Origin of the sequence: Rhodococcus koreensis (genome assembly GCF_017068375.1) — a bacterium.
In the GTDB taxonomy this organism is placed as follows: domain Bacteria; phylum Actinomycetota; class Actinomycetes; order Mycobacteriales; family Mycobacteriaceae; genus Rhodococcus_F; species Rhodococcus_F koreensis.
Window position 1 is genome coordinate 653,830 of record NZ_CP070609.1, and the last position, 12,058, is coordinate 665,887.

A 12,058-nucleotide genomic window follows, 5' to 3' on the forward strand; every position below is an offset into this window, starting at 1 on the left:
CACGGTAACCCATTGCGCGGAAGCATTATTCATCACATCGGGGTCGCAACATACGGCCCTGCGCTTCCCAGGAGACCCTGTTCCTGCAGGCACTGCTGCCGTCGATCGGGACGTTGGCCGACGCCTTCGACAACGTCCTCGCCGCGACGACCGCCGGATCCTACAAGGCCGAGGGCATCGCCGACGACTCCCCGTTCCGCATCGAGCCGTTGCGCACCATCAGCGACGTCGAGGAGGCCACCACGGCGTGAGTGAACGACCTCCCGCAGTGCCGTCCACCGCGGCCGATCGGGCACGGCGAAACCCTTCCCCCACACACCACAACGTCCGTCCCGGTCCAACAACGGACCGGGACGGACGTAATGCAGGGCACGCCGTATCAGCAGATCCAATATGTGGTCGAATAACCGTCGTCATACCAGCAGATGTAGACGTCGTCGGTGTGGCGCGGCGCGTCGGCCGACGCCGCGTTCGCTGCGCCGACACCACCCAACACAGACAAGCCGATAACCGACAGCAACATCGACGAACGGGCAAACCGGCGGATGCGGGGGGTAAACATGGCGGAAACTCCTCAAAACGGGGCGGAATGACAAATCCAAGAATCCGCCCCCACCCTTACCGATCCCTTATCGACTCCTGACCGATGGACCGAGCGACGGGACGAGTCCGCGAAAGGTCCTTCACGGACTGCTTACATCCGATCGACACACTGCCGCAACGGCAGCGCACTGCAGTCGGTGATCACGATCGGCCCGCCGCCGCGCCCCGATGGGCGGGAGTACCGCATTCTCAGCCCGTAGTTGATCCGCTACGCCGGCTACCGGCAACGCGACGGCCGGATCATCGGCGATCCCGCCCACCTCGAGATCACCGAGACCGTGACACGGATGAGCTGGCACGGCGCCGGCACGGCCTTCGAAGTTCTCCCGCTGCTGATCTCCACCCCCGACGAGCCCCTGCACCGGTTCGACGTGCCCGCCGACCTCCGGCTGAGGTCGACATCACCCACCCCGACTACGACTGGTTCGGCGACCTCGGCCTCAAATGGCATGCCGTCCCCGCCGTGTCGAACATGGACCTCGAACATCGGCGGGGTGATCTACCCGTGCTCCCCGCTCAGCGGCTGGTACGTCAGCACCGAGGTCGGGGCCCGCAACTTCTCCGGCGAGAACCGCTACAACATGCTCCCGGACATCGCCGCCAGGCTTAACATCGCCGCCAGGCTTAACATCGACACCAGCTCCGACCGCACCCCGTGGAAGGACCGGGCGCTGGTCGAACTCAACCGCGCCGTCATCCACAGCTACCGGCAGGCCGGGGTCATCATGGTCGACCACCACACCTGCGGCGATACCCGCGACAGGCGAACGGTCACGGGAGGAGGATCGAAAGCATGAACACCAACCAGACGACCGGAACCGAATGCGCACCCTGGTGCACCAACGAGGACGCCCGCGGGCGCACGGACCACACCTGCATGGGTGACAGCAGCGACTGCATCGAACTGACCGCAGCACTGGATTACCTCACATTGGACGAAGACGGCATCGAATCGTCGTTCTGCTTCGTCACGCCCGTCCGAGAGGCAGACCGTCGACCCGGCGTCTCAATGACCTGGGAGGTCGGTGACCACCCCGAGTTCCGGCCACGCCTGACACCAGGAGAGGCCCGCAGGATCGCCGCCGAACTGGTCGCGGCCGCGGACCTGATAGAAGGTGGCGGATAACCCACGAGCGACATTCGAGACCGGGTGGCGGCGCAGATCGGGATCGATCCGACCACGGCGACTCCGCTGGTCGTGTGCAGTGCTGATTACCGCGGTGATCGTTGCCATCCTCCCGTCGATTTTTGACGCCGGCCGCTGAGGGACCAGTCGCGTGCCAGGTCAGGCTGTAGCCTCACCTTCCTGACGCATTCTCAGTGCGTCGACACTCGGCGCAACACCGAACTCACGACGGTACTCCCGGCTGAACTGAGAAGCACTGCTGTAACCAACGGAATGTGCTACTGCCGCAATGTCGTGCGGACGTTTGAACAGTTGAAGTCGTGCTTCTTGGAGGCGAATTCGCTTCTGGTACTGAATTGGGCTCATCGCGGTAACCGCGCGGAACTGCTTGTGGAACGACGAGATGCCCATCCCGCTCAGCTGCGCCAATTCCTCGACCTGGATCGGTTCGAATGCGTTGGAACGCAGGTGCCGGATAGCACGACCGATATAGGTCAGGCTGCTGTCCCTGAGGCCGATCTGGCGCACCGTTGGTCCGGCAGGGCCGGACAAGACACGCCACAGGATCTCGCGCTCGAGAAGTGGTGCGAGGACTGGTGCGTCGACCGGCCGTTCTATCAGAGCCAGCAGTCGAGCGACCGCGTCGAGCATTTCCGAGGTCGCCGGATTGATCGAGATGCCGGGGGGCGGGGGCTTCAGTATCCCGGGGAGGCCCGAGGCCGCCTCCACAAGTAGTTCGGCGATCGACGACGAACGAAGTTCGAGTGCAAAACCGAGGTAGGGCTCGGCACGGGAAGCTCGAACGTAGTCGCCCGTTATCGGGAGATCGACCGCAACGGTCATGAAGGTCCCCGGTACCTGGTCATACACTCTGTCGGCGAGCGCGATTCGCTTCGCACCCTGCATCGAGAACGCGAGAATTGGCTCGGCGATCGACGGAGTTGGTTTTGTGGGGTCGGTGATTCTGTTGATCCGGACGCCGGGCAGCCCTAGGTTTTCTTTGTGCGCGTGAGCGGTGATCAGTCTGCGGATCTCTTCGATACTCACGTGATGTTCCTGTTCTCGAAATCCCTGCTGAACCGATCATATGACGTTCGAAGTCGGCGCCAGGGCAGTTGGCGTTCTGGAGTCAACCGCGCCTGGCGGTGGTTCCTCATGGGCTTTCGGGTCCGGAAGAGGCTTTAGAGCCGCTCGCCGCCGGACACCTCGAGCACCTGCCCGGTGATCCACGCAGCTGCATCACTCAGCAGGAACGCGATGACCTTTGCGATATCCTCGGGCTCACCGACCCGGCCCAGAGCGAACGCGTGGCTGATGGCCGGAAGCATTTCGGGCATCTTCGTGAAGGCGTCGTCGGCAATTCGTGTCCTCGTAGTTCCCGGCGCGACGCTGTTGACGCGGATTCCGCGCTCAGCGAGCTCTTTTGCCCAGAATGCGGTAACGGTGTGTATCGCGCCCTTCTGCGCGGCGTAGGCGGAGTAGCCCTGGTTCACTCGGTTGGGGAGCGCCGCGGTGCTGCCGGTGTTGACGATCGCTCCGCCATCAGCGAGCACTGGAAGAAGTTTCTGCGTCAGGAAATACGGGCCTTTGAACAACACGTTGTGGAAGTGGTCGAAAGTTTCCTCGGTGATGTCGGCGAACATCGCGGGACCACCCACGCCCGCATTGTTGACCAGGTAGTTCACCTCGGAAGCATCCCAGCGGGACGCCACCTCGACCTTCACATGGGCGACGAATTCGTCGATGCTGGATATGGCGGCGAGGTCCAGCGGGAGCGCGACCGCGGAGCCACCCTCGGCGGCGATCTTCGCGACGGTCTCCTCGCCCTCGCTCTTGTGGGACCGGTAGGTCGTGATGACACCGAGGCCTTGCTTGGCAAGTTGTCGGGCCGTGGCCTGGCCGATGCCGGCGCTGGAACCGGTGACGAGTGCGATCTGCATGTAAACCACCTCTTCGATTGCCGAGTGTGCTCGGTTGATTTCCATTCAAGGAGACCGAACTCCGTCGCTGTAGACCGTTGCGCTCCAATGCTTGCCTATTCCTCTGCGGCGTGGGCGAAACGAGGCGCCCGACACAACTGTCGTAGCAATGGGCAAGAGGTGGAGAGCATCGGTCTACGAATTTTCTCGATGCGCTGGCTTGATTGAGTCATGAACGCAAACTACGGATTTACCTGCACGATGACCGCAAAGCCGGGCATGGGAGACCAACTGGTCGAGCTCCTGCTCACGGGCCTCGACGAGGGCAACCCGGCCGCCACGGAATGGTGCGTTCTGTATCTGGTGAGCCGCTCGGCCGCCAACCCTGACGTCGTCACGGTCCAGGAGGGCTGGACGACCGAGGAGGACCACCACCGGATCTTCGCCGGAGAGGCAGCTCAGGGAATCGTCGCACAGTTCGCCGACATCCTGGCCGGCGAGCCGACCTACGGCGACCTCATCCCCGTCCGAGGCAAGGCCGACTACCAAAAATTCTCCGCGCCTTCCGAACTCAACAGCACCAACGCGGGTCAACCGCACCCCAGGAACCAGACTTGACCTTCCCCCACCCTCCCCTCGACCCCGAACTCCAGGATCTTCTCTTCTCCATGCCGGAAACACCGCCGCTGGACAAGCAGACCCTCGAAATGATCCGCCCCTACGCGACCCTTCCCGCCGAAACCGCCATCGCCAGTCATCTCCCCGTCGACCGTCAGGAAATCTCGATCGCGAGCTTCGACGGCACCCAGATCCCGGTCACCATCCTCAGACCTATCGGCATCGATCTCACCGACGGCAACGCACCCTGCGTCTACTGGCTCCACGGCGGCGGAATGATCATGGGCGACCGCTACTCCCAGATCGACATTCCGCTCGATTGGCTCACCAGGTTCGGCGCGGTCGTCGTCTCCGTCGACTACCGCCTGGCACCCGAGTTCTCCGGCACGACGCTCGTCGAGGACTGCTACACGGGCCTGATCTGGACCGCAGATTACGCCACCGATCTCGGTATCGACCTGAGCAAGCTCGTGATCGCCGGTACCAGCGCCGGGGGCGGACTTGCCGCCGGCACTGCCCTGCTCACCCGCGAACGCAAGGGTCCCGCCATCGCCGCCCAGGTTCTGATCGGCCCGATGCTCGACCATCGAAACAACACCGCCTCGAGCCACCAGTTCGACGGACCTGTCATCTGGTCGCGCGACGCGAACGCTTTCGCCTGGCACTCAGTGCTCGCGGATATCGGCGACGGGCCTGTCCCGAGTTGCGTCTCGCCGGCTATCGCAGACGACCTCTCCGACCTCCCGACCACCTACATCGACGCGGGCTCGGCTGAGGTCTTCCGAGACGAGGCCGTCACCTACGCCACACGAATCTTGGCCGCCGGCGGCCAAGCCGATCTGCACGTCTGGGCCGGCGGATTCCACGGCTTCGACGCACTCTTCCCGCACGCCGCGCTCTCCCAGATCGCCCGGCAGACCCGCAGCGATTGGCTCGGTCGTGTCCTTGCCGGCGCCGCTACGCACACCCCCACCGCAACCGACAGGTAGGCACCGCAGAGACAACCCAGCGTGAGCCGCTGCAGACAAGCGCAGCGCCTCACGCTGCAAACGCCTGGTCATCGACAATCACCGAGTCGCCGCGACCACGCCATCGTCGGCCCCGCCCAGCGGGGCCTGAAGAACCCCCGCCACCTGGAGCACCATGAAATCCACCACGCGGAGCCAGATCGTCATCACCGGCCCACGGTCCTCAGTGTCCGAGCTGGTCGTGGCCCTCGAGTCCGAAGAGTTGGGACGCACACCCTGCACGCCGCCGCTTCCCATCGACACAGTGACCGCCCCGAAACAGCGAACATGCCTGACCCCGTCCGGCACTGCCCCGCAGGTCGAGGCAGAACCACCAAGGGTCACGGGACCAACGCTGACAACGACCGAGACCGGCCTCGAAGTCCGCTACACCGTGGAAGCCGACGGCAGCTCCGCGCGAGCGGTGGAGGCCCTTGCCACACAGGTCCCCGAGCTGACTGTAATCCTGGCTGAACAGCAGGAGACCGACCTCACCGAACTCACCGCCTACCGCGGCGGACGACGCATCGCCGCGGTAGACTGCGCATGCAACGGGATCGTCGTTCTGCCGTCACGGCACCAGCTCACGCTCCAGGAGTGCATCGTCCAGGCAAGCGAACGTGCGCTCGTGACCGGAAGCCTCCTGCCATTCGCAGTGTTGGACGACGTTCGCGGCAACGGCACCCTTCGTCACGACACCGGCGCCTGGAACGCGACAGTCATCGACTGCACCGACGGCACGACACTTACACTGGCGCAGCCGGACCCGGAGGTATGGACCGCACGGATGGTCCTTACCGACGCGCGTGCACTCGCCGATCTCCTCCCGCTTCAGGCGGCCGAGGAATCCCCGATCGACACCCTGTCAGCGGTCTTCGATGACCTCCTGCCTTACGCGCTTTTCGCCAGAGACGCCTACCAGCTGCGCGACATTGCAGTGCTCGCCTGCGCGTGGGCTACTGGCCGCAGCGTTGATGCCGAAGTCGAAGAAGCGGTCGCGGAACTTTGCCGGCGACTTCCCGTTCGAGCCGTCGCGGAGGCCGCGATCGGATCGGATGAAGAAACACCTGCTCGTGAGGCACTCATCCAGACTCTGAACCGCTTGAGCACCGACCAATGTGGTCTGCGCGTCGTTGGGGGTTCGGCGTCATGACTTCCGGCAGGGCAGCTGGCCACCGCAGCACCGCGAGCTTGACCGACGCAGAGATATTCGTACGCGAGACGATCCGCCAGTGGAACACGGTCGGTGCTGTCGCTCCGAACAGTGCCACACTGGCCCATGCACTCCAGGTCGGCAGGGTGGGCACTCCCCCGCAGCGACAGCGCCATCAGTTGCAGTGCCGCCACCTCCGTCCGTCGACCGGGCAGCGCTGCTACCTCGTCCCGATCGAGGGTGAGCCCACCCCTCGTCAACCAGAAAGGACGCGACTCGTCGACGACGAAACGCAATGCTGTGGAATCGATTTCGCCCAGCTCCTCTCGTACTCGCATCCGGCTCAGCGGCAGTCCGGTGCGCGTGGTCGACCCGCCCGGACTGCCTGGCGCCCGTCGCACAGTCAAACGTTCTCCGGTGAGCGCCTCCACCACGCCGGCAAGATCGTCCGAGGACAGATGACCGTTCGACGCGCCCGCACCGTCCTCATTCGAGGTTTCCTCGCCGGTCTCCTTCATCGGATACCAACTCCCCGTCGAATTCTTTTGACAGCACAAAGTATATAGATGAACCGCGGGTCACCGCCGAATCACCGAGCACGGTGAACGACAGTGCTACCCCGCGTAAACCGGGTCTTACCAGGGGTGTTTGCGGCGACCGTGGTGGAGGTGCACCATCGGGGTGGTGCGCAGACTCCGCTGGCCCGCGACCGCACCCCCGCCCTGCGGCGGTGTCCAGGTGCACGGTCGCCTGCAACTGTCCGCGGACACCCACCTGACCCTGAACCTGTCGCGGATCATCGCATATCCCTCCGGTCTCGCGGTGCACCTGACCCTGACCACGACGGGCCACCCAGCCGAACGGGCCCAGCACGAAACCCGGCCACTCACCGACCCCGCGGACCCATCGGCGCAGTGGTCGTATCTGGATGTGTGGGCCGGGACGGACTACCTCGCGGTCGCCGACCCGTACCTGCACCACCCGGATCGGCAGGAGTCCACCGCGGGGACATGCCGGTACCGGACCCAGCCGATGTACTGGCTCCCGGTCTCGCCACCGGCACCGAGGGTGGCCCTGACCGCCGAATGGCCACGGATCGGCCTCCCCGCAAGCGTGACCACCGTGGCACTGTCCCCGGCCGAACACACCCCAACACCCCGCCGCAGGTGAGGTCCGGATGAGTCCGGGCGAGTTCCGATCGACACCCCGGAGCTCCGGATAGCGTGCCGTGAGCCGGGCGACCGGGTGGTGAGCCTCGGAAAGTTGCTCACACAGGGTGCCCTCCTCCGGCCAGAGGCGCGCACCCAGACGGTCCGAAAATCCGGGATCAACCGAGACGGCGACGCTGCGATCCAGCGACACATCGCCGCAGCCCACCGACCGACACGTCAACCCGACAACCCACGGGCTCGGCGCCGACGGCCAGCCCGTTCCACCAGATGGACCCGTGAGAAACAGCCCGACGGGGAGAGCGCAGGAGGACAGTTTTCGTCATGGACGTCACCGAAAGGCAGCATCTCGACGCGGTGCGCGCACAACTGGTCCGGCGGTATCAGTTCCTCGACCCGCAGCTAGTCGACGAGAAGGTCAACTGAGGTTCCCCCCGAACGGTGGACAAGGGGGTTGCGTGCCTCAGGCGACTCCCACCTGAAGCAACTTCTCGTAGCTGTCGGGACTGTGCATCCCCACCGTAGAGTTCCGTCGAACAGTGTTGTAGAAGACAATCCAGTTGTCAACGCCAGCAACGAGATCAGCCTTCGTTGCATAGACGTGCCGATAGTATTCTTCATGCTTGAAGATCGACCAAAACGATTCGGATGGACTGTTGTCCCAACAAATCCCGGTCGCACCCATCGACCGACGCAACCCGTGCTGCACACACGACGCCGCGGTCAGGTGGGCAGTGTATTCCCCACCCCGGTCCGAATGCAGGATCGTCTCGCGACACCGCCCACCGCGCGTGGCCACGGCTCGATCGATGGCGGTGGTGACCATCTCGGCGCTGATGTGATTAGCAATGCTGTATCCCAACACCTTCCGTGAATGACCGTCCCGGATCGCACACAAGAACATGTCCCCCTCACCGCACGTGAGGTAGGTGATGTCGGTAAACCAGACCGCATCGAGCCGGCCCCGATCGAAGTGCCGCTCGATCAGATCCGGCGGGAACGACGCCTGCGGATCGACCACCGTCGTCGTGACCTTGAACGTGCGCGGGCTGATGCCCTCCACACCGAGCGAGGCCATGATCTTGGCCACAGTCTTGGCGTTCACCACCTCACCACGCGCCCGCAACTCGGCCGTGACCCGCGGCGACCCGTAGGTACCCTTCGATTCCCGGTGGATCTCGACGATCTTGACTTCGAGGTCGGCGCGACGCTGTTGCCTCGGCGTCAACACCGTGGCGACTCTGCGCTTGACGTACTGGTAGTAGCCCGATGTGGACACCTCCAGCAGTCTCGCCATCCGCAGGATCGAAAACCGTTCACCTTCCGGCGCGGCGGTGCCGGCGGTCTCTTCGATGTTGTCGGGGCCGGCGTACTTGGCCATCAGATCGAACCGGGTCGGTTCTTCTGCATCGCGGCAAAGTACGCCGAAGCTTTTACCAGGAAAGCGTTGTCCTTCTCGAGTTCGCTTACCTGCCTTCGCAATCGGAGTAGCTCGGCGTGTTCGGCCGCGTCCAAAGGCTTCTCTCCGTGGGACTCTGCGGCGGCGATTCTGCGCCGCTCGAGTTTGACCCATTCACCCAACAGACTCTCGTTGAGGCCGAGTTCTCGGGCGACCTCTGCGATGGTGCGACCGGAGTCGATCACCCGGTGGGCAGCCTCGACCTTGTACTCGGTCGTGAACGACCGACGCTTGCGAGGGGGCATACGGACATCCTTCCAGCGGGACCGGTGTCCCGCCAAGTCGGTGTCCACTTTCCGGGGGGAACCTCAAACACCGCTTATCACCGGTTCGACGGATGCCGGATCCGGGACTTCGTCCCCCTGCTGGTCGAACGCGCCGCCAGCAGATCACTCGACGCGGCCATCGCGGCTGGGGCAACAACACCCGCCACCGTGCCCGCGGCGGCCCCGATTGAGCACCACATGGTCTAGGCAGCTCCGGCCGGTGTGGACACGACGGGCACGGCGCGCTCACAGGTGATCGTCGCGCTTGTGTTCGGCGAGGAGGGATCCTCCCGCCTTCCGCCGACGGGAAGACCGCCAAGGCAGCTGTGTGAATCGTGGACCGCGACCGGGAGCTCAGCAGCGTTGCTCCGACTCCCCGCACTGACCGAGTTCCCCATCTCGGGAACGACGGATGACCGGGTGCGATCGAGTCCGTGTTCGGGGCGGCCGCTGAAACGGAGCCCGCCACTCGCGGAGGCAGGTGGCGGGCTCCTCGCACGGCCTCGCTGGGCCGGTGGTGTGATCCACGGGAACAACCGGGCGATCACCGTGCCGGGCTGATCGCCGTACCCACGGTATCGGCACAACATGGCGTCACGGCGGCGGGAGGATGGCCGGCGAGTGTCGACACGCTGATCCGGGCGGTGCCGCCGCCAGCGTGCGGTGCACCGGATGGCGCGGAGTCCTTGCCCGCGCTGGATGTTGTCCAAGACAGTTCTCGATGAGTGCGGTTCGACTCGGCAGAACATCCGCGAGGGTCGGGCCGATCACTGCTGGGCGCATCCTCGTCCGCACCAGTGACTCCTAGTGTTCGAATACCAGCAGCGGTTTGCCCCCGTGTGCGGGAGCTTCGGCCAAATAGACGGCTTCACTGAACTTTCCGACGGGGATCGGCTGACCCTCGGGCACGCGCAACGCGCCGCTGTCGACGAGCTGAAGTGTCCGGGCGATCGTTGCGGCCATCCGATCCTTCGGGGTCTCGGTGAACCAGCGCAGCAGCCAGAACCCCCGAACGGTCTTGGTTTCGTAGATCAGTGACCGCGCGAAGATGGGGATGGTGAGTTTGTCGGGATCGGTTTGCCGGTGCGTGGACAGCGCCCCGAAGACGATCAGCTCACCGTGCGGTACCAGCGCACGCGAGACGTCCGCACCGACCTGACCGCCGACGCAGTCGATCGCCTTGGACACGCCGTCGTGGCCGGCGATGTCGGTCACCCGGTCGCGCAGGTCCTCATCCTCGGTGCAGATCACCGCGGTGCCCCCCAGCGCGAGGATGTCCGCGACAGCGGATCGACGGCGGACCACGTTGAGGGTCTTGAAGCCGACGTGCGCTCCGAGTTGGATGACCGACTGGCCCACGGTGGAACCGGCTGCGGTCTGCAGGAGCCATTCACCCGGTCGAACATCGAGTTCGTCACCGGTCAAGATCACGGCGGTGAGCGGATTGGCGAGGATCTGGGCGGCCGTGGAATCGCTCATGCCGGCGGGAACAGCCAACACGCTCTCGGCATCGGCAACGACATACTCCTGCCAGGTGCCCGTGACTCCGATCGTGATGACGCGTTGCCCGACGGTCAGACCGTCTGTGCCGCTGCCGAGTTCGTCGATCACGCCGACGGATTCGATTCCGGGCACGGCGGGGAACTGCGGGGTGAATCCGTATCTGCCGCGGATGGTGTGCAGGTCGCTGGCATGGACTGGGACCGCTGTCACCCGGATCCGGACCTCGCCGGGACCGGGCTCAGGAATCGGGCGGGTCTGCAGGTGCAGGACCTCGGACGGTTCGCCTAACGTGTCGGCGACGACAGACTGCATGGTTGTCATCTTCCTGGCGCTCCTTCGATCGGATCCAGATCTCACACGGCTTGCGTGTGCATCGCGTCGGCCTCGCCCCTTGTCGGCGAAGATTCGAATCGGCGCGACCCACTTCCAGCGCTACCAGATCTCATGCTGCCACCGCGGCCCAGTTGTCGGGGTCTAGATCCCCGGCGGGACCGCCCCGCGCCCTATGCCATCGATGAGGGCCAGACGCGCCGCGCGCTGGCCGAGACAGTGGTCGCATCTCCCCGCGAGGTGACCGGCGGTGCACCACAGGCCTTGCCGCAAACCCGGGACCGGCGGCACCGGCGTCGGGCCGGCCGGTCACCTGTACTACTGTTCGGCCGCCATGCCTTATTTCACGCCCGGAGATTCCGGTGACGGATCGACGGTCAGGTCATCGGTGTCGACGAACACCAGTCGCACGTCGTCGAGGGCGACCGCCCACCGGTGCACCGGCGCCCAGTCGTGGCCCCGGTCCTGCGAATGAATCAGGTCGGCGTAGTCCTCGACGACCGCACCGGTCGCCGCCGTCTCCGACGGCCTGCGGACCAGGACCCGGGCACCGACGCGCAACGCATCTCCGAGTTCCGGTGTCTTCTCGCTCATCTCGGTCATGCGCTCCCACCTTCTATTCAGCTGCCGCTCCCGGAGCATAAACAGCCGCCTTCCAGTTCGTCACCGGGATGTGACGACCGTCCCGAGATCGTGAGTCGTCGAGTCCGGTGGCACGGCGGGCGGTCGCTGGCCTCGCATCTTCCGCCCGATCGTCACGGCTTCGCCGACCACAAACGCGACCGGAACGGCGACCAGCATCGATGTGAGAGCGATGCCGGCATCGACAGCCAACCGGAGGACCCCGACACCACTGGCAACGAGCTCTCGGAATCTCATATCTCTGACCGCCTTCCCGGCGGGTA

At 64.9% G+C, this 12,058-nt stretch carries 14 protein-coding genes and 1 pseudogene; 8 read left to right on the forward strand and 7 right to left on the reverse strand.

Annotated features, from left to right (window positions below; all coding sequences use genetic code 11):
* Window positions 1-113: 113 nt before the first annotated feature.
* Window positions 114-251: a hypothetical protein gene (locus tag JWS14_RS02920; RefSeq protein ID WP_179377694.1), complete on the forward strand. Its 138-nt coding sequence runs from the start codon at window positions 114-116 to the stop codon at window positions 249-251.
* Window positions 252-379: 128 nt separating this feature from the next.
* On the opposite strand, the gene JWS14_RS02925 is transcribed toward JWS14_RS02920, so the two are convergent.
* A complete protein-coding gene (locus JWS14_RS02925; protein ID WP_095863927.1) occupies window positions 380-562 on the reverse strand; it encodes a hypothetical protein in 183 nt (60 codons plus the stop codon).
* A gap of 157 nt (window positions 563-719) precedes the next feature.
* Here JWS14_RS02925 and JWS14_RS02930 point away from each other — a divergent pair.
* A pseudogene (locus tag JWS14_RS02930) lies at window positions 720-1,346 on the forward strand (nitric oxide synthase oxygenase); the annotation flags it as partial.
* A gap of 50 nt (window positions 1,347-1,396) precedes the next feature.
* A complete protein-coding gene (locus tag JWS14_RS02935; protein ID WP_095863926.1) occupies window positions 1,397-1,729 on the forward strand; it encodes a DUF6907 domain-containing protein in 333 nt (110 codons plus the stop codon).
* 159 nt (window positions 1,730-1,888) lie between these two features.
* Here JWS14_RS02935 and JWS14_RS02940 read toward each other — a convergent pair whose 3' ends face one another.
* Together JWS14_RS02940 and JWS14_RS02945 are read right to left on the reverse strand one after the other, a co-directional pair.
* Window positions 1,889-2,776 (reverse strand): AraC family transcriptional regulator, encoded by an 888-nt coding sequence (locus tag JWS14_RS02940; RefSeq protein WP_206012452.1) that lies wholly within the window; start codon window positions 2,774-2,776, stop codon window positions 1,889-1,891.
* A 134-nt stretch (window positions 2,777-2,910) separates the two neighbouring features.
* Window positions 2,911-3,669, reverse strand: a complete 759-nt coding sequence (locus JWS14_RS02945; RefSeq protein ID WP_206012453.1) for an SDR family NAD(P)-dependent oxidoreductase — start codon at window positions 3,667-3,669, stop codon at window positions 2,911-2,913.
* Window positions 3,670-3,879: 210 nt separating this feature from the next.
* Between JWS14_RS02945 and JWS14_RS02950 the strand changes: the two genes are divergently transcribed.
* The 4 genes from JWS14_RS02950 (at window position 3,880) to JWS14_RS02965 (ending at window position 7,596) form a co-directional block, all read left to right on the forward strand.
* Entirely contained in the window at window positions 3,880-4,266 is a 387-nt protein-coding gene (locus tag JWS14_RS02950; RefSeq protein WP_206012454.1) for a putative quinol monooxygenase, read from the forward strand.
* Window positions 4,263-5,255, forward strand: a complete 993-nt coding sequence (locus JWS14_RS02955) for an alpha/beta hydrolase (protein WP_206012455.1) — start codon at window positions 4,263-4,265, stop codon at window positions 5,253-5,255. Before JWS14_RS02950 ends, JWS14_RS02955 begins: the two co-directional genes overlap by 4 nt.
* Before the next feature lie 205 nt (window positions 5,256-5,460).
* Entirely contained in the window at window positions 5,461-6,426 is a 966-nt protein-coding gene (locus JWS14_RS02960; RefSeq protein ID WP_206012456.1) for a hypothetical protein, read from the forward strand.
* A gap of 684 nt (window positions 6,427-7,110) precedes the next feature.
* Entirely contained in the window at window positions 7,111-7,596 is a 486-nt protein-coding gene (locus JWS14_RS02965) for a serine/threonine protein kinase (RefSeq protein WP_206012457.1), read from the forward strand.
* Window positions 7,597-8,058: 462 nt separating this feature from the next.
* Here the strand turns inward: JWS14_RS02965 and JWS14_RS02970 are convergent, their stop codons facing one another.
* Window positions 8,059-8,976, reverse strand: coding sequence for an IS3 family transposase (locus JWS14_RS02970; RefSeq protein ID WP_206012458.1), 918 nt, complete (start codon window positions 8,974-8,976; stop codon window positions 8,059-8,061).
* Window positions 8,976-9,299 (reverse strand): transposase, encoded by a 324-nt coding sequence (locus tag JWS14_RS02975; RefSeq protein WP_072951788.1) that lies wholly within the window; start codon window positions 9,297-9,299, stop codon window positions 8,976-8,978. Before JWS14_RS02975 ends, JWS14_RS02970 begins: the two co-directional genes overlap by 1 nt.
* Window positions 9,300-9,323: 24 nt before the next feature.
* Here JWS14_RS02975 and JWS14_RS51685 point away from each other — a divergent pair, with 24 nt between their 5' ends.
* Window positions 9,324-9,527 (forward strand): three-helix bundle dimerization domain-containing protein, encoded by a 204-nt coding sequence (locus JWS14_RS51685; protein WP_420855106.1) that lies wholly within the window; start codon window positions 9,324-9,326, stop codon window positions 9,525-9,527.
* A 597-nt stretch (window positions 9,528-10,124) separates the two neighbouring features.
* Here the strand turns inward: JWS14_RS51685 and JWS14_RS02980 are convergent.
* Together JWS14_RS02980 and JWS14_RS02985 are read right to left on the reverse strand one after the other, a co-directional pair.
* A complete protein-coding gene (locus JWS14_RS02980) occupies window positions 10,125-11,144 on the reverse strand; it encodes a zinc-dependent alcohol dehydrogenase family protein (protein ID WP_206012459.1) in 1,020 nt (339 codons plus the stop codon).
* Between the two features lie 348 nt (window positions 11,145-11,492).
* Window positions 11,493-11,756, reverse strand: a complete 264-nt coding sequence (locus JWS14_RS02985) for a hypothetical protein (protein ID WP_206012460.1) — start codon at window positions 11,754-11,756, stop codon at window positions 11,493-11,495.
* Window positions 11,757-12,058: the final 302 nt, after the last annotated feature.